The sequence below is a fragment of the Sulfitobacter sp. D7 genome (assembly GCF_003611275.1).
Classification (GTDB): Bacteria; Pseudomonadota; Alphaproteobacteria; order Rhodobacterales; family Rhodobacteraceae; genus Sulfitobacter; species Sulfitobacter profundi.
In genome coordinates this window covers 3,310,431-3,328,145 of record NZ_CP020694.1, presented here as the reverse complement: position 1 = coordinate 3,328,145, position 17,715 = coordinate 3,310,431, and the positions used below count along the sequence as shown (strand labels likewise).

Genomic DNA, 17,715 nt, shown 5'->3' with positions numbered 1-17,715 from the left:
CAGCACAAAGGCCGCAGCGAAACTAATGTCCTGACTGTTAGATCATTTAAACCGATCCCAATCATGTCAATGTGAATATTGATCCATGACAATTTAAGACGCTCTCACAGTCACTCCGGCCTACCCCTGTTGCGTAATCTTGCATCGATCATGCGAATCCCGCGGGCAAATTCAGGAAAGGATTGCCCCCCGACGGCGATACGCAGGCCGGGGTGACGGTCTGGCGGGCCGATGGCGAAACTGGCTCCATTGGCCACGGCGACGCCGCTCTCGCGGATGGATTTGACCAGTTCAGCCTCTTCGTAAATGTCACGACAGGGCAACCAAAGATGCAGCCCGTTTGGACTGGTGCGCATGTCGAGCCCGCGAAAGACGTTGGCGGCGAAATCGGCGCGGTCGCGCAGGGCCAGTTGTTGACGGTTGAGCAGGGTTTGGGCGGTGCCTTCCTCGATCCAGCGCCCGGCGATTTCGGTCATCATATTGGTGGCCATCCAACTGGTCACCATATGCCGGTTGGCCGCCGAGGCCCAAAGGTGGTCCGGCACCACCAGATAACCGACCCGCAACCCCGGCATCAGGCATTTGGTGAGGCTGGTAAAATAGAGCACCCGTTCTGGCGCCATGGTCGCCATCGGCGGTGGCGGCGCGTCTTGCAGCGGCCCCCATGACTGGTTCTCGATGATCAGCAGGTCATGGCGTCTCGCCACCTCGATCACCGCGGCGCGGCGGCTTTCGGTCATGGTAAAGGCCAGCGGGTTGGCGCCATTCGGGATCAGGTAGACGGCTTTGACAGGCTCTTTCGCGCAGACCCGCTCCAGCGCCTCGGGGCAGATGCCACCTGCGTCGACGCTTACTCCTTGCAGGCGGATGCCCAAAAAGCGGGCGAGGGGGCGCAGGGTGTGATGGCCGATGTCTTCGCTGACGATCAGATCGCCGGGTTGGGCGGCTGTCATGATCGCGACGGTCATGGCGCTGGTGCTGCCGTTGGTGGGGATCACTGCCATCCCGTCCAGATCAAGGCCGCAAAGCGAGAGCCAGCGCCGCACCGCGCTGCTGCTGTCTCCGGCGCGGAGGTCTTGGCGAAACCCGCCCATCATCGCGCGGGGCAGGGAGCGGGCCATGGCGCGGAGCGTCTTTTGCATCGCCTCTTCATGGGCGTGATCCAGCACAGGTTTCAGGATCGACATGTCCAGCAACCGCCCGGCAGCCTTGCGGCTGACGAAGGGCATGGAGATATCATCGCTCGCCGCGCGGACGAAAGTGCCGCGCCCTACCTCTCCGACGATCTTGCCCGCCTCGACCAGCTTGTCATAGGCGCGGCTGACGGTTTGCACGCTAAGCGACAAATCGAACGCCAGTTGCCGCTGCGTCGGCATCCGGTCTCCGGGTTTGAGCACACCGTTCTGAATCGCCGTTTCAATCGTCTGAACGAGTGAACGGTAGGCAGGTCGGGTCAGGGATCCGGGGTCTGGGCGCCATTTTGTCATGATCTGGATGATCACCACAATCATGACAATTGACAAGTCTGACCTGCGCTCGCATGAAACTGGCATGAGCTTTGTCAAACTGGATAAACGCGATATCGCGGTGCTGTCGATCCTCTCTCGCGAGGGGCGCATCGCCAAATCTGCGCTTGCCGACAAGGTTAATCTTAGTCCCACCGCCTGCGGGGAACGGCTGGCGCGGTTGGAGTCTGCGGGCATCATCACCGGCTATCAGGCTCATGTCGCCCTGCGCCGCATCGCCCCGCATGTCACCGTCTTTGTGCAGGCCGAACTGGGCAACCACCGGGCCGAGGCGTTTCAACGCTTCGAGGCGGTGATCGCGCAGCATGATGAGATCGTGCAGTGCTGGGCTTTGGGTGGCGGTTTTGACTATCTGCTACAGGTCGTCACCCGCGACATCGACAGCTACCAACGTCTAATGGATGCGCTTTTGGATCAGCAGGCCGGGCTGAGCCGTTACTTTACCTATGTGGTAACCAAATCGGTCAAATCGGCACCGCTGCCTCTGTCGCTGCTCTTGCCCGAAGACGAAAGCTGAGCCGCCGTAGTTTTTGCGGCGGGCAGGGTGCTGCGCCGCAAAACCTCCTACCGATGGTGTGATATTCGGTCAAACCCGCGCCGCATCCTGTCTTACCTTCGGGGCAATTCATCCCAAGGAGGTGCCCGATGACCAAGATGATCCCAACGCCTGCCGATGGTCTGCCCGCGCTGACCCGGGGCGAGCTGGCCCGCCATTTCGCCTATGTCGGCGGCGCATGGGTCGCTGGCGCGCAGAGCGATGACTTCAAGGTGACTGACCCGGCAAGCGGTGCGGTCTTGGGGTCGGTTGCCAAGCTTAACGCCGACGACAGCCGCGCCGCGGTGGATGCCGCCCATGCCGCCTTTCCCCATTGGGCCGGCCTGTTGCCGCAAGAGCGTGGTGCCATCCTGCGCCGCTGGCGCGATCTGATGTTGGAAAACCGCGAGGATCTGGCCCGGATCATGACCGCCGAACAGGGCAAACCCATCTCCGAGTCGCGCGGAGAGATCGACTATGCCGCGTCTTTCTTTGAGTTCTATTCCGAAGAGGCGCGCCGCCCCAACATCGAAGGCGTCACCTCGCACTTGCCGGATGCCGAGGTGGAAATCTGGCGCGAGCCGGTGGGTGTAGCCGCACTGATCACCCCGTGGAACTTCCCCTCCGCCATGCTGACCCGCAAGGCAGGTGCCGCGCTGGCGGCGGGCTGCACCGTAGTGGCGCATCCTTCGGCAGAGACGCCGTTCTCGGCGCTGGCACTGGCCGAATTGGGCGAACAGGCGGGGCTGCCGAAAGGCGTGTTCAACGTCGTCACCGGGGAGGCCCCCGAGATCGTGAAACCTTGGATGGAAGACACCCGCGTGCGGGCCATCTCCTTCACCGGCTCCACCGAGATCGGAAAACTGCTGTATCGTCAAGCATCCGACAGCGTGAAACGCTTGGTCCTCGAACTGGGTGGCCATGCGCCTTTCATCATGTTCGATGATGCCGATATGGACCGCGCGGTCGAAGAGGCGATCAAGGCCAAGTTCGCCACCTCCGGTCAAGACTGCCTCGGTGCCAACCGCTTCTTTATTGCCCGCGACAGCTATGCGACCTTCTGCGCGCGATTCACCGCAGCGACGCAGGCGCTGACCGTGGGCGTCGGCGCGGATGATCCCGACATCGGGCCGTTGATGAACGAGAAAGCCGTCGCCAAACAAGAAGAGCACGTCAAAGATGCGCTTGACCGTGGGGCGCGGCTGCTTTGTGGTGGCAAGCGGCACGCGGCGGGGCCGCTGTTCTTTGAACCGACGGTGCTGGCGGATGTGCCTGCCGACGCGCTGATCATGCGCGAAGAGACCTTTGGCCCCGTGGCCGCCATCGCGGCCTTCGACAGTGAGGATGAGGCGATCACACGGGCCAATGACACGGAGTACGGGTTGGTGGCCTATGTCCACAGCCAAGACCCACGCCGCATCTACCGCGCCAGCCGGGCGCTGTGTTTCGGCATGGTGGCGGTGAACCGCACCAAGGTGACCGGCGCGCCGATCCCCTTTGGCGGGACGAAACAATCGGGCATCGGACGCGAAGGGTCGCGGCTGGGGCTCGAAGCCTTTACGGAAGTCAAATACGTCTGCCGTGACTGGGCCTAAGATTTGAAGATACGGCGCAAAGGCGCGTCGGAAGAAAGGAAAGACCAATGTTGAAGAACGATATGCTCGAACAATGGGACCGTGAAAATTTCTTTCACCCCTCCACCCATCTGGCGCAGCACGCGCGCGGCGAAAGCCCGACCCGTGTGATCAAGACCGCCAAAGGCAGCCATATCACCGACCGCGACGGCAACCAGATGCTCGACGCTTTTGCCGGCCTCTATTGCGTAAACGTGGGCTACGGCCGGACTGAGATCGCCGAGGCGATTGCCGAGCAGGCGCATGAACTGGCCTATTACCACTCCTATGTCGGCCACGGCACCGAGGCGAGCATCACGCTCAGCAAGATGATCCTCGACCGCGCGCCCGAAGGCATGAGCAAGGTTTATTTCGGCCTTGGTGGCTCGGACGCGAATGAGACCAACGTCAAGCTGATCTGGTATTACAACAACATCCTTGGCCGTCCTGAGAAGAAAAAGATCATCTCGCGCTGGCGTGGCTATCACGGGTCGGGTCTGGTGACTGGCTCGCTGACCGGATTGGAGCTGTTTCACAAGAAGTTCGACCTGCCGCTGGCACAGGTGGTGCACACCGACGCGCCCTATTACTACCGCCGCCCCGACGCCAACATGAGCGAAGCAGAGTTCACCGCGCATCTGGTGGGCGAATTGGAAGCGCTGATCGAACGCGAGGGCGCCGACACCATCGCGGCCTTCATCGGTGAGCCGGTTCTGGGCACCGGGGGCATCGTGCCGCCGCCCGAAGGCTATTGGGCTGCCGTGCAGGAAGTGCTGAACAAACACGACATCCTGCTGGTCGCGGATGAGGTTGTCACCGGCTTTGGCCGTCTGGGCAGCATGTTCGGCTCGAAACACTACGGCATGAAGCCGGACCTGATCACCATCGCCAAGGGCCTGACCTCGGCCTACGCGCCGCTTTCGGGTTCGATCGTGGGTGACAAAATGTGGAAGGTGCTGGAGCAGGGCACCGATGAAAACGGCCCCATCGGCCACGGCTGGACCTATTCGGCCCACCCCATCGGCGCGGCTGCGGGGATCGCGAACCTCAAGCTGATCGACGATCTGAAACTGATCGAGAATGCCTCGGACGTGGGGGGGTATCTCAATGCGCAGATGAAGGCGGCGTTGGGCGATCACCCCAAAGTGGGCGATATTCGCGGCGAAGGGATGCTCTGCGCCGTGGAATTGGTCGAAGACCGCGATGGCCGCACGCAGTTTGATCCGGCGCGCAAAGTGGTGCCGACCATCGTCGGCGATATGCTCAAGGCCGGGGTCATTGCCCGCGCCATGCCCCAAGGCGACATCATCGGCTTTGCGCCGCCCTTCTGCCTGACCCGCGAAGAAGCGGATAAGGTCGTGGGCGCCACCGCCGAGGCGATCAAGGCAAGCTTGGGCTAAGACCCAAGGGGATGAGGATAGAGCGGCCCGGCGGAAACGTCGGGCCGTTTGCGTTGAGGGGAATCACCCTTGGACGCGAAGTGGCGAGTCGTCCGATCACAAATGAAAATGCGGTAAAGATGGCCGTTTTTCGGGTCAAATTCTCTCGATATGGAAACAGTGCCCCGGTTTGTCGCCTATTTACTAAGAATTCGTCAAAATTAGGCCACAGTTCCCAGAGAAATTAGGACAAAGCAGCGGTCCGTCCAGTTTGGGCCCCTAAGATTTTGATCTGTGGAGAGATGTAATGAAAATTCTGGCGGTGGATGACGACCCGATTATCCTCGAATTGCTCGGGCAATTTGTAGAGATTATCGGTGCGCATGAACTAACGACCGCCCCATCTGCTCTGCATGCGGTCGATATGTTGGGGGATCCCGACCTCGGTCCGATTGATTGCTTCATGCTTGATATTCAGATGCCGGGCATGGACGGGATCGAACTGGCGCAGCACATTCGCAACTCGGCGCGCCATGCCGATACGCCAATTTTGATGCTCACCGCGATGTCCGACAAACGCTATATCGACGCGGCCTTTGCCGCCGGGGCAACCGACTATGTGACCAAGCCTTTTGAGATTGCCGAGCTGAAATCTCGCATCGGGCTGGTCGAAGGCATGGTGAAAGAGCGTCAGCAGCGGACCAAGAAGATTTTCGCCGCCAAGACCATCGCCGATCAGGCCACCCATATGGAGTTGTTCGAGCCGGTCCCGATCTACGACGTGGACAATGTGATCGACTACACCGCGATGGAAAACTACGTCGCGCAGCTGTCGCGCAGCGCGCTTTTCGGCTCCACCGCCTTTGCCTTTACCATCCGCGAGGTTGACGCCTTCCACGCGACGATGACCTCTTTCGAGTTCTATAGCCTTGTGTCCGATGTGGCCGAGATCCTGTCTGATACGCTTGTCGACCATCAGGTGCTCATGTCCTACGCGGGCAATGGCACTTTCGTGTGCGTTACGGAAAGCGGATGGCGTCCGAATATGGGCGGTTTGATGGATGCGGTTAACTTGGAGTTGTCTCAAACTGAATTGTTCGACAATAATGGCGAACGTGTTCACCCGCGTGTGAGCGCGGGGGAGGCCGTGCGGCTGATCTGGAAGAGCGGCAATTCCGTCATGGATGCGCTGGCGCAGGCTCATGCAAGCGCAGAAGCCGCCAGTGAGGCACATACGAAATCGCTCAATGACTTTTGGCAGAATGATCAACAGGCATGACTAAAATGTTAGCTGAACTTCCCGGCATAGAGCGCATTCGCAAGCGCTTTGTCGAAATGCTGGACGAACGCCAGACGCTGATCGCAACCCATGGCTTGGCCGCTTGGGACGGGACGACCGTGGATGAGATCAAAGGCAATCTGGCCAGCGCGCAGGCCATTCTGCACCAGATCGCAGGCAGCGCCGGGTCGCTCGGCTTTGAAGAGCTTGGCCGTCTGGCGCGTCAGTGCGAAACCCAAATCGTCGAGCATCTCGCCGGACCTCGCGCCGAACGCGCGGATTGCCCGATCGAGATCATCTCGGAACTGGATGGTTTCGTCGCGCATTGCAGGCAGCAAATCGACGCCCAAGCCTAAGGGCACGGCGGCCGTGCTTTGCGCCGGCCCCATTCCTACAGACAATTTATCTAGAAGCTGCCAATAGGGCAGGCCAAGTGGTCGCTGGCCTAGTTGGCCTGCATCGCCGCCTTGACCTGATCCGCGAGAGCAATGGGGTCGAAGGGTTTGCTGATCACGTCAGCGGCCCCCAAATCGCGCAGCTCTTCGATCTCGTTATGCTGGGCGCGGGCGGTCATGAAGATCGCCGGAACGTCACGCAGGCTATCCATTTCGCGCATCTTCTCAAGGGTCTGGCGACCGGTCATGCCGGGCATCATCATATCGAGCAGGATCACATCGGGCGTATAGGACTGAACCTGATTCAGCGCCGCTTCCCCGGTCTCGCATTGGACGACGTCGAAATCGCCGCTTAGCTCAAGCGCCATCAGCGCGATTTCACGAATATCGGCGTCATCCTCGACGTGCAGCAGTTTGATCATTCCATACTCTCTCTAGGAGGCTTCGCGCAGCAACGCAGCCGGTTCCTCTGCCGCTACCTGAGAATTTTTCTTCGGCAGGGTAAAGTAAAATGTCGTACCAAATCCCTCGCGGCTGTCAAAACCTATTTTACCGCCAAGATTCTCGACGATGGCTTTGCAGACGCTGAGGCCCAGCCCGGTGCCGCCATTGTCGGCCCGGTTGGAGTTGGACAGATCGGCAAACCGCTGGAACACCTTGTGCTGCTCAGAGGCCGGGATACCCGGGCCGCGGTCCGCTACAGAGATGCGCAATTCGTTCTCATTCTCTTCGGCGCGAATGGTAACGCGCTCTCCGGGTTTGGAGAATTTGGACGCATTGGATAAGAAGTTCGTCAGCACCTGAATGACCCGGTTCGGATCTGTGGTCACTTTGTTCAGGTCATCCGTGCCTTCCACTTGAATGCGCACGCCGTGGCGCTGTTCAAGCGAGGCGTTCGCGGCGCTGGTCTCATGCAGAAGTTCTGCGATATCAACCTCTTCAAGGTTGAACTCCAGCCGCCCGTTCGCGATCTTTTCCAGATCGAGGATGTCATTGATGATCAGCACAAGCCGGTCGGCATTGCGGTGGGAGATTTCTAGCAACGCCCGCGCTTTGCTCGGCAATTCACCCGCCGCCCGCGACAAAAGCAGCCCCATAGAGCCCTTGATCGAGGTCAGGGGCGAGCGCAGTTCATGGCTGACCATAGAGATGAATTCCGACTTCATCCGCTCTTCGCTGATGATATCCGAAACGTCGTGCAACATGACCAGGAATCGCCCGGCCGCGCCGCCGGTGGGCAGAAGTTTGATGGTGACTTGGAAATGATTGCCAAACAGTTGCGTGTCGAACTGCGTCATCGCCTTGCCCGACTTTTTCAGATCCCGGCAGGCCTCAAGAAGGGCTGGATTGTCGCTTTTCTCTGCCAAGGTTTCGAGCGTTTGCTCGGTATAGGTGTCGGTACACCAGCCGCTTCGGCTCATGGCGACGCGGTTCATATAGCTGAAACGCTCGGTCTCGGCATCGACGATCCAAATGTCATCGCGCAGTTCATAAAGCGTTTCCGCTGTGTCGCGTTCGGCCAGAAGCTCTTTGGCGTGGGTCACATCGGTACGGGCTGAGATCGACCCGGCCCAAGCCCCTTTGTTGTCGAAAAGGGGCATCACGGTGCATTGCGTCTGTATCACCCGACCATCGGCGCAGCGCAGCGGGGTCTCTCCCTGCCATGTCTTGCCGGCCATCAAGGTGACCCGGATTTCTGCCAGAAGTTCGCGAAACTCATCTTGGTAAAGCATCGACACAGGCTGGCCGATCAATTGATCGCGGGTATAGCCCGTCAGTTCGATGAAACGGTCATTAACCTGTTCCAGCATTCCGCCGGTATCGACGATATTCACAATGGCGTGGCTATCAAATGCCCTAAGCCTTTGTTCCATATCGAAACTATCAGTACCCCTCTCAGGGCTTGACTGGAGCGCGTTCGCGGTGAAGGGCGTTAGCCCCGCCAGAATGATCGCGCCGACGACGGGGATAACCTCCCCCATTTGACCCGCGAAAAGCGCGGAGGTTGCGGTGTACCAACTGCCGGAAATGGCAGTGCCCAGAAAAAATGTGGCGGCGGTACGCTTGGTAAATGGCTTTGAAGACACTCGTAATTCCTCGCCCCGAAGCGGACATGCTCGAACTATAGCATGACATGTGCGTTGTAATTTAAACAAAATGCCAGAGCATATTGGCAATAATATGGCGTGTCGCACTTTAGCGTCACTTCGCCGTGGTGCGACAGGTTAAGATGCGCGTGCGGTTGTTCCCGTAATTGAGTTGACCACCGAGCTGATCCCGCTCCGTGATTTGACAAGGTTGATCCCGACGCGGGGATCGGGCTCTCGGTTGTTGTCGGCGGATAGGCTGATGATCTTGGCCTCTGGGTGCAGACGGATGATGTCCTCTAACAAAGAGCGGGCATCGCCGTCAGGCAGGGACCAATCAAGGATCACCACATCAAGCTCTTCTTGGCCGATCAACTTCTGCGCTTGGGCGAGGTTGGTGACATTGGTCACCTCTGCCACGCTGTCCAAACCGGTGCGGATCACCTCTGCAAAGTCGATATCGTCTTCGATATGCAGCACGCGCAGCTTCGTGTCCCGCTCCCCGATTTCCGCGGCGGGGGCGGCGGGCGATTGCACGGTTTCGGCCTCGGCGATGGGGCAGGTGAACCAAAAGACGGTGACGCCTTTTGGGATGCTTTCGAATCCGATGGTACCGCCCTGACGTTTGATGATCTGCCGGGTGATGTTCAGCCCCAGCCCGGTGCCGCCCTTGGCGCGTGTGTCGGACCCATCGGCCTGAGAGAACGCCTGAAAGATGCGCGGGCGGAAGTTTTCCGGCACGCCGGGGCCGGTGTTCTGGATAAAGACAATCGCCCGGTCCCCCAGCCGCTCGGCGCGAATTTGCACCTCACTCTCGGCATCGGAATATTTGCAGGCGTTTGAGATAAGATTGGCCAAGACCTGCCGCGTGCGGCTTTCATCCACCCGAACCGTCAGCGGTTTGTCGGGCAGTTGCACGCCCAATGTGTTGTTGTGGGTGATCGCGAAGGGCGACATTTCGTTGACCGAGTCGCTGATCACCTTGTTCAGATCGACATCGTGGAAATCGAACTGCACCTCGCCCGACGAAATCTTTTCGAGGTCCAGAATATCGTTCACGATATGCGACAGCCGGTCGGCATTGCTGCGCGCGATGTCGATCAGCCGGATATGCGCCGGCAGGAAGCGGCTGTTGTCCGTGGTGTCGATCAGACCCAAGGCCCCTTTGATCGAGGTCAGCGGCGTGCGCAGCTCATGGCTGACGGTCGAGACGAATTCGCTCTTGATCTGCTCAAGCTTCTTTTGATCGGTGATGTCGTTGATCTGAACGATAAAGACATAGCCGCGCGTGTTCTTGTCAAAGGTCCACGAGACGTTGAACAGGCCCCAGCGTTCAAAGCCCAGCTTGTGGGTGATGCGGTATTCGGCCTGATAGTTTTGTGAACTGCGCGAATCGACGAGCCCGCGAACCTCACCATAGAGCTTTTGCAAATCGCCCTCGGGCATCAGATCGCCCAGTTTGGTATTCGACAGCAGTTCTTCTTCGCTATAGCCGCAGAGCGTGCAAAGCGCGCTGTTGACGCTGTTGAACACGCCCCCTTCGCCCAGAATCGCCATGCCCACGGGGGCCGCTGCCAGCACCTGCCGAAACCGCCGCTCGCTGGTTTCAAGCGCGTTGCGGGCATGGACGATGTCGGTCACATCGGTCTGGGTGCCCACCATCCGCAAGGCAGTGCCGTTTGCATCGCGTTCGGTCACCACCGCGTCCGAGCGCATCCAGCGCCATTCCCCGGTGCCAATCTTCAGCCGGTATTCGGTGACGGAACGTTGTTGCTGCCCCGAGATGCAGGCCTGATCGGTCTGGTTCAGCAGCGGCAGGTCTTCGGTATGGACCCGCTTGAGGAATTCCGCCTGCGGATCGGTCAACCGCTCGAAATCGGCCATCCCCAGAATGCGCCGCCATGTGTCGGACACCTCGGATTTCCCGGTGCGCAGGTCGATGTCAAAAACGCCGATCTGCGCGCCTTCGAGGGCGAGGTCATAGAGCGCTTTGTTCTTCGCCAGTTCATCCTGCACCGCAAGTTCCGAGGTCAGATCGCGCACGATTGCCGTCACGCGCCGCTCGCCGGTATGGGTGGTCCAACTGTTGCGTTGCAGATCAAGCTTCAGGTCTTGGCCAAAGCAGGTCTTGCCTGCCGCGTTGACCTGCTCGTGGTCATGGTCTTCGATCAAGTCGGTGACGAGATTGCGGAAATCCATCCCCTTGAGCGCCTCATGCCCATAGCCAAAGCAGACCAGCGCCGCTTGGTTGGCGAAAAGCACGCGGTCCTCGCCGTCAAGCAGGAATACAGGCGTCACAGCGTTATCGATGACGGCGCGGTTTTCCTCTTCATGGGCGTCGATCTGGCGTTCGCGCAGCACGGCAAGCTCGCTCAGGGCCGCGCTGCGCTGGCGCAGGCTGCGGAAGGCGACGAAGAAAAGGATCGCCAGCAATATGCCGGAAATCAACAGGATCTCCGGCACGGCACTGTGCGTGGCGCTGTCGAAACTGATCGTGCTGACATGGACCACGGTCCAAGGGCGGCCAAAGCGTTCGATCGTTTGGGTAATGCTGTGATGCCCGCTTTCGACACCTTCGGGCGTGCTATCGAAAATCCGGTTCTCCGGGGCGGTGGTCAGCCCATCGAAGACTTTGATTTCATAGGCCTCCCCCTGAGCCGGGGTCAGCGCGTTCAGCAGGTTTGCACCGACAAAGGGCGCATAGACCCAACCGATAAAGCCTGCCGTATCCTGCGCCGGACGGTTGCCGGCGGCATAGACTGGACGTAGCAACAGAAAACCGGGCTGACGGGATTTGTCCTGCACCAGCAGAATGCGCGGTGTCAGTTGCGGCTCTCTGGTCTCGCGGGCCCGCAGGGCGGCGCGGCGGCGGTCCTCGTTAAAGCTGATATCAAGGCCCACGGCCTCTGCATTCGGCCCTTGGGGGTAGATATATTGGATCACCATCTTCTCGGCGTTGCCGGTGTTGGGGTGGATCCGGAAATCTTCTATCCCGAGGGCGGTTACCTCTTCGATGAAAGCCTCTTCGGTCCCTCGGGCGACCGGGGCGACAAAACCGATGCCGTTGATGCCGGGCAGAAAGGTGTCGATCTCCAGCGTATTGACGTAATGCGCGAAATCGCTGGCGGTCACTTCGTCAGAGGCGTTCATGAAGGCGGCGATGCCGTTGAGGCTCTGCAAATAGGTGTGCATCCGCGCGTCGAGGCTTTGCAGGCTTTCCTCGGCGATCCGGTCAAAGGCCCGTTCGGTGGCGAGATCATTGCTGCGATTGCTGTAGAGAAACACCCCAAAGGTGATGGCGAGACATCCGAGAAACAGTATAAATTCGGGTCGCCGCACTAATTATAACCCTTGTCTCTGGCCACCAGAAGGCGGCGAAATTTTAACCCCAAGGCAAAACCTAACGCATCGGGGCAATATATCCAGTTCGGCCATATTCACCTAAGAGCCGAAAAAATCAACAAACGGATGCACTGCGCGGGCAAAGCGCGAGGAATGTGGCTTTGCGGCAAATGCCGCGGTGGGCGGGCGACTTACGGCAGGGATTGTGACCTGTCGCCGGGCGCTCTACCAATAACGCGCCGGGGAGGCGGGCCAGAATATCGGGAGAGATCACCATGCACGACGAGACACAGCTAGAGGGTCGCTATGACTATATCATTGTCGGCGCTGGCACCGCGGGCTGTGTTTTGGCCAACCGTCTCAGTGCTGATCCAGCCAATAACGTCCTGCTGCTTGAGGCTGGGGGGGATGACAACTACCACTGGGTCAAGGTGCCGGTGGGCTATCTCTACTGCATTGGCAATCCGCGCACCGATTGGATGATGAAAACTGCGCCCGAGCCGGGGTTGAACGGGCGCTCTCTGACCTACCCGCGCGGCAAGGTGCTGGGCGGCTGTAGCTCCATCAACGGCATGATCTACATGCGCGGGCAGGCGGCGGACTATGACCATTGGCGGCAACTTGGCAACGCCGGGTGGAGCTGGGACGACGTGCTGCCCTATTTCCTCAAGTCCGAGGATCACCACGCGGGCGGCAATGACATGCACAGCGCCGGAGGCGAGTGGAAGGTCAGCAAACAGCGCCTGCGGTGGGACATTTTGGAGGCCGTGCAGGAGGGCGCGCGGGAGTTCGGGATCGAACCGCGCGCCGATTTCAACGATGGCGATAACGAAGGCTCGGGCTTTTTCGAGGTGAACCAACATGGCGGTGTGCGCTGGAACACGGCGCGCGGTTTCCTGCGCCCCGCGATGCAGCGGCCCAACCTGCGGGTGATGACCCATGCCCATACCAATGGGCTGATCCTAGAGGGCAAGCGCGTGACCGGCGTGCGCTTTACCCACGAAGGCCGCGCCCTGCGGGCCGTGGCCGAGGGCGAAGTGCTGTTGTCGGCGGGGGCAATCAACTCACCCAAGATCCTCGAACTCTCGGGCATCGGGCAGAGCGAGCTTTTGAGCGGCATGGGCATCACCACGCTGCATGAACTGCCCGGCGTGGGGGAGAACCTTCAGGACCATTTGCAGATCCGCACCGTCTATAAAGTGCAGAACACCAAGACGCTCAACACGATGACCCATTCGCTTTGGGGGAAGGGGCGGATGGGTCTGGAATATCTCATGCGGCGCAGCGGCCCCTTGGCGATGGCGCCCAGCCAGTTCGGCATGTTCACAAAGTCCGATCCGGCGTTGGAGACGCCCGATCTGGAATACCACGTGCAGCCCCTGTCGACCGACAAGCTGGGCGATCCGTTGCACCCGTTCCCGGCGATTACCGTTTCGGTCTGCAACCTGCGGCCCGAGAGTATCGGCTCTTGCCATCTGACCAGCCGCGACAGCGCGGTGCAGCCCGACATCCGTCTGAACTATCTTTCCGCCGAGAGCGACAAGCGTGTCGCGGTCGCGGCCATGAAACAGGCGCGACACATCATGACGGCCAAGGCGCTGCACCCTTATCAGCCCGAGGAAATCTTGCCCGGCCCCGTCGTGCAGAGCGATGAAGACCTGCTCGACAAGGCGCGCGATATTGCCACGACGATCTTTCACCCCGTTGGCACCTGCAAGATGGGCAGTGATCCGATGGCGGTGGTCGATGCCGATCTGCGGGTGCATGGGTTGCAGGGACTGCGGGTGATTGATGCCTCGATCATGCCCAAGATCGTCTCGGGCAACACGGCATCGCCGACGGTGATGATCGCCGAAAAGGCCGCTGATGCCATTCTGGCGGGGCGGTAGGGAATGCTGACCACGCGTTTGACCAAACGGCTGGGGATCAGCCATCCGATCATCCAAGCGCCCATGGCTTTCGCCGCGGGCGGGCGGCTGGCGGCTACGGTCTCAAGCGCGGGGGGCTTGGGCATGATCGGCGGGGCCTACGATTCCGGCGAATGGATCGCTGAGCAGCAAGATCTGGCGGGCAACCAATCGGTCGGCTGCGGCTTTATCACTTGGAAACTGCGGGAGCATCCGCAGGCGTTGGAGCAGGTACTTGCCCGCGACCCGGCAGCGGTCTTTCTTTCGTTCGGCGATCCGGCAGAGTTCGTCCCCGCGATCCGAGCGGCCAAAGTGCCGCTGATCTGTCAGGTGCAAACCCTGCGCGATGCCGCCCATGCGATCAATCTGGGGGCCGAGATCATCGTCGCCCAAGGGGCCGAGGCTGGCGGCCACGGCGAAAAACGCGCGACCTTTACCCTTGTGCCCGAAATTGCCGATCACATCGCCCGCCATGCGCCCGACACGTTACTTTGTGCGGCAGGCGGCGTGGGTGACGGGCGCGGGTTGGCTGCGGCGCTGATGCTGGGGGCCGATGGGGTGGTCGTCGGCTCGCGGTTCTGGGCGTCAGAAGAGGCGCTGGTGCATCCCGCGATGCTAAAGGCCGCGATTGAGGCCAGTGGCGATGACACGCTGCGCAGCACCGTGACCGACATCATGCGCGGCTATGACTGGCCCAAACGCTACACGGGCCGCGTGCTGCGCAATGAGTTCACCGACCGCTGGCATGATGACCCCGACGGGCTGCGCGCCGCGCTGGCGCAGGAGTTGCCACGTTGGCAGGCGGCGGTGGCAGAGGGCGACGCCCGCACTGCCAACGCCTTTGTCGGAGAGGTCGCAGGGTTGATCGGCGCGGTCAAACCCGCCGCCGATATCCTGCGCGATATTGTCCAAGGGGCCGAAGTGGCCTTGGGCCAGACCTTTACCCGGTGACGGGGCCGGGCAAAGCCCGATCAGCCGTGATCTTCGACCTCTTCCCGGCCCGGCACATGTTCGCGGGCGGGGGCGGTCTCCCAATTCTCGATCACTTCCATCGCCTCATCCGCGCTTTCGACAAAGCGGAACAGGTCGAGGTCTTCGGCAGAGATCGTTCCGGCATCGGCCAGCGCGTCCCAATTGATGATTTTTTCCCAGAACTCGCGCCCAAACAGCAAGAAGGGCACGCGGTTCATGCGGCCGGTCTGGATCAGCGTCAGGGCCTCAAAGAGCTCGTCCATGGTGCCGAAACCACCGGGGAAGACGCAGATCGCGCGGGCGCGCATCAGGAAATGCATCTTGCGGATCGCGAAATAGTGGAAGTTAAAGCAAAGCTCCGGCGTGACATATTCGTTGGGCGCCTGCTCAAACGGCAGCACGATATTCAGGCCGATGGAATGGCCGCCCGCGTCCAGCGCGCCACGGTTGCCTGCCTCCATCACACCCGGCCCACCGCCGGTGACGATGACGTTCTCCACGCCGCCGGTCTCCATCGACTTTTCAGTCATCAGCCGGGCAAAGGTGCGCGTCTCGTCATAAAAACGCGACAGATCGGCCAACGTTTTGGTGCGGGCGGTGTGTTTCTCGGCTGGTGCAGGAATGCGCGCGCCGCCAAAGAGCACGATGGTCGATTGGATGCCGTGGGCATCGAGCAGCAGTTCGGGCTTGAGCAATTCCAGTTGCAGGCGCACCGGGCGCAGCTCATCGCGGCACATGAAGTCATCGTCGGTAAAGGCCAGACGGTAGGCGGGCGCGCGGGTTTGCGGCGTGTCGGGGGCGTCTTGGGCCTTGGCGCGGTCAACATTGGCGCGGCGCAGGGGGTGGCGGTGTTCCTCGGTCATCCTCGGGTCTTTCCTTGGTCTAGGGCTTGGCTCAGGTGGCGCGATGGCCGCTCAGGTCAACATGCATTGTTGATCACAGAATGACCACGCCCCTCATCGCCCGGCAATTGCACCCTTGGCGGTGCAAGGCTATAGCCCTCAAAAGGCCTTTTCATCATTCGGAGACTTGCCCCATGTCCAACGCCCAACTTGAAACCGCCATCGAAGCCGCTTGGGATACCCGCGACCAGATCACATCCGCCACCACCGGAGAGACCCGCGACGCCATCGAAGAGACGCTGAACGCGCTCGACAGCGGCAAGCTGCGCGTGGCGGAAAAGCAGGACGACGGTCAGTGGCATGTCAATCAGTGGGCCAAAAAGGCCGTGCTGCTGGGCTTCCGCATCAAGGATATGGAACATCAAGAAGGCGGCCCGCAGGGCGCTGGCTGGTGGGACAAGGTCGACAGCAAGTTCAAAGGCTGGGGCGATGCCGAGTGGAAAGAGGCCGGCTTCCGCGCCGTGCCCAACTGCGTCGTGCGCCGCTCGGCCTATATCGCGCCCGGCGTGGTGCTGATGCCGTCTTTCGTCAACATCGGCGCCTATGTGGACAGCGGCACCATGGTTGATACATGGGCCACCGTCGGCTCCTGCGCGCAGATCGGCAAAAACGTGCACCTCTCGGGCGGCGTCGGCATCGGCGGTGTGTTGGAACCGATGCAGGCAGGCCCGACTATCATCGAAGACAACTGCTTTATCGGGGCGCGGTCGGAAGTCGTCGAAGGCTGCATCGTGCGCGAAGGTTCGGTGCTGGGCATGGGTGTCTTCATCGGCCAGTCGACCAAGATCGTCGACCGCGAAACTGGTGAGATCATGTATGGCGAAGTGCCCGCAGGGTCGGTCGTCGTCGCAGGCACCATGCCATCGAAGAACAACGTGAACCTTTACTGCGCCGTGATCGTGAAACGGGTAGACGCCAAGACCCGCTCCAAGACCTCGATCAACGAGTTGCTGCGCGACTGAGGGAACCAAATGCCCCGTCATAGCGTTGAGACCTGAATTCAAAGGAGATTAACGACATGACGGGTATCGGTTGGTTTGCCGCAATCATCGTGGGTGGCCTTGCAGGCTGGATCGCAGAAAAAATCATGAAATCGGACATGGGTCTGATCATGAACATCATCCTCGGCATCGTTGGTGCCTTGGTCGCGAACTGGCTCTTGATGCTGATCGTTGGCAGCACGCTGGGCGGTTGGTTCGGTCAGTTGGTGGTCGGTATTATCGGTGCCTGCCTGCTGATCTGGGTCACACGGTTGGTCCGCGGCAAGACTTGATTGCCAAGACCTAAGGGCAGGGGCGCGGCCCCTTTCCAAATCTGAGCGAAAAGGTTAGGGCTGCCGAAAGCAATCGGCGGCCCTTATCATGTCTGAACCCAAGAAAACCAAGAAACCTTCGCGCCAGCAGGTCTTTACCCTTTTAGTTCAGATCGGTCGCAAGGATGGCGATGGCCTGCCCGACAAGGCCACCGGGGCCGCGCTGATGTGTTTCGCCTCTGGTATCGACGAGGCCGAAGCCGTGCGAGAGACCGTGGCGATCCTCAAACAGGCCGACACCAACCCGCTGGACGTGACCGGCTATGGCACGCTGGAAGAGCGCGAGGCCGAGGGCCAAGAGATCGACGGCGAAGAGCGTGAGTTGATGCAGCGCGCACTAGAGGAAAACTCGGTCATCGTCGCCCAAATGACCCCGTTTTTCGACTGACCACGGTCCCACACGGGGAATTGCAGTGCGCCCCCTTGGCATCGGCGCGATTTGCCCACACAAGTTACCGGACAAGCG

The 17,715-nt window shown here is 60.4% G+C and carries 15 protein-coding genes; 10 read left to right on the top strand and 5 right to left on the bottom strand.

Going from position 1 to position 17,715, the window contains the following annotated elements:
• Nucleotides 1-110: 110 nt before the first annotated feature.
• Nucleotides 111-1,487 (bottom strand): MocR-like ectoine utilization transcription factor EhuR, encoded by a 1,377-nt coding sequence (gene ehuR, locus B5M07_RS16325; protein WP_254693941.1) that lies wholly within the window; start codon nucleotides 1,485-1,487, stop codon nucleotides 111-113.
• A gap of 22 nt (nucleotides 1,488-1,509) precedes the next feature.
• Here ehuR and B5M07_RS16320 point away from each other — a divergent pair, with 22 nt between their 5' ends.
• The 5 genes from B5M07_RS16320 to B5M07_RS16300 all read left to right on the top strand — a co-directional run bounded on the left by B5M07_RS16320 (nucleotide 1,510) and on the right by B5M07_RS16300 (nucleotide 6,688).
• The gene (locus tag B5M07_RS16320; protein WP_254693940.1) at nucleotides 1,510-2,043 is read left to right on the top strand and encodes an Lrp/AsnC family transcriptional regulator; all 534 of its coding nucleotides are present in this window, start codon (nucleotides 1,510-1,512) and stop codon (nucleotides 2,041-2,043) included.
• A 128-nt stretch (nucleotides 2,044-2,171) separates the two neighbouring features.
• Nucleotides 2,172-3,656, top strand: a complete 1,485-nt coding sequence (locus B5M07_RS16315) for an NAD-dependent succinate-semialdehyde dehydrogenase (protein WP_205570881.1) — start codon at nucleotides 2,172-2,174, stop codon at nucleotides 3,654-3,656.
• A gap of 47 nt (nucleotides 3,657-3,703) precedes the next feature.
• A complete protein-coding gene (locus B5M07_RS16310) occupies nucleotides 3,704-5,074 on the top strand; it encodes an aspartate aminotransferase family protein (protein ID WP_120352062.1) in 1,371 nt (456 codons plus the stop codon).
• Between the two features lie 286 nt (nucleotides 5,075-5,360).
• Entirely contained in the window at nucleotides 5,361-6,332 is a 972-nt protein-coding gene (locus B5M07_RS16305; RefSeq protein WP_067940937.1) for a response regulator, read from the top strand.
• Nucleotides 6,329-6,688, top strand: coding sequence for an Hpt domain-containing protein (locus tag B5M07_RS16300; RefSeq protein ID WP_067940935.1), 360 nt, complete (start codon nucleotides 6,329-6,331; stop codon nucleotides 6,686-6,688). Before B5M07_RS16305 ends, B5M07_RS16300 begins: the two co-directional genes overlap by 4 nt.
• An 89-nt stretch (nucleotides 6,689-6,777) precedes the next feature.
• Here B5M07_RS16300 and B5M07_RS16295 read toward each other — a convergent pair whose 3' ends face one another.
• The 3 genes from B5M07_RS16295 to B5M07_RS16285 all read right to left on the bottom strand — a co-directional run bounded on the left by B5M07_RS16295 (nucleotide 6,778) and on the right by B5M07_RS16285 (nucleotide 12,153).
• Nucleotides 6,778-7,149 (bottom strand): response regulator, encoded by a 372-nt coding sequence (locus B5M07_RS16295; protein WP_067622348.1) that lies wholly within the window; start codon nucleotides 7,147-7,149, stop codon nucleotides 6,778-6,780.
• Between the two features lie 12 nt (nucleotides 7,150-7,161).
• A complete protein-coding gene (locus B5M07_RS16290) occupies nucleotides 7,162-8,814 on the bottom strand; it encodes a PAS domain-containing sensor histidine kinase (protein WP_205570880.1) in 1,653 nt (550 codons plus the stop codon).
• A 138-nt stretch (nucleotides 8,815-8,952) separates the two neighbouring features.
• Nucleotides 8,953-12,153 carry a CHASE domain-containing protein gene (locus tag B5M07_RS16285; protein ID WP_254693939.1) on the bottom strand — a complete coding sequence of 1,067 codons (3,201 nt, stop codon included), beginning with the start codon at nucleotides 12,151-12,153 and terminating at the stop codon, nucleotides 8,953-8,955.
• A 278-nt stretch (nucleotides 12,154-12,431) separates the two neighbouring features.
• Here B5M07_RS16285 and B5M07_RS16280 point away from each other — a divergent pair, with 278 nt between their 5' ends.
• Complete coding sequence (locus tag B5M07_RS16280; protein WP_120352061.1) at nucleotides 12,432-14,045, top strand: GMC family oxidoreductase; 1,614 nt, start codon at nucleotides 12,432-12,434, stop codon at nucleotides 14,043-14,045.
• Between the two features lie 3 nt (nucleotides 14,046-14,048).
• A complete protein-coding gene (locus tag B5M07_RS16275) occupies nucleotides 14,049-15,014 on the top strand; it encodes an NAD(P)H-dependent flavin oxidoreductase (RefSeq protein ID WP_120352060.1) in 966 nt (321 codons plus the stop codon).
• 20 nt (nucleotides 15,015-15,034) lie between these two features.
• Here the strand turns inward: B5M07_RS16275 and B5M07_RS16270 are convergent, their stop codons facing one another.
• Entirely contained in the window at nucleotides 15,035-15,898 is an 864-nt protein-coding gene (locus tag B5M07_RS16270; protein WP_067622333.1) for an LOG family protein, read from the bottom strand.
• Between the two features lie 173 nt (nucleotides 15,899-16,071).
• On the opposite strand from B5M07_RS16270, the gene dapD reads away from it, so the two are divergent.
• From dapD to B5M07_RS16255, 3 genes are all read left to right on the top strand, one after another.
• Nucleotides 16,072-16,899, top strand: a complete 828-nt coding sequence (gene dapD / locus B5M07_RS16265) for a 2,3,4,5-tetrahydropyridine-2,6-dicarboxylate N-succinyltransferase (protein ID WP_067940927.1) — start codon at nucleotides 16,072-16,074, stop codon at nucleotides 16,897-16,899.
• A gap of 56 nt (nucleotides 16,900-16,955) precedes the next feature.
• A complete protein-coding gene (locus B5M07_RS16260; protein WP_067622328.1) occupies nucleotides 16,956-17,210 on the top strand; it encodes a GlsB/YeaQ/YmgE family stress response membrane protein in 255 nt (84 codons plus the stop codon).
• Between the two features lie 88 nt (nucleotides 17,211-17,298).
• Nucleotides 17,299-17,637, top strand: coding sequence for a hypothetical protein (locus tag B5M07_RS16255; protein ID WP_067622327.1), 339 nt, complete (start codon nucleotides 17,299-17,301; stop codon nucleotides 17,635-17,637).
• Nucleotides 17,638-17,715: the final 78 nt, after the last annotated feature.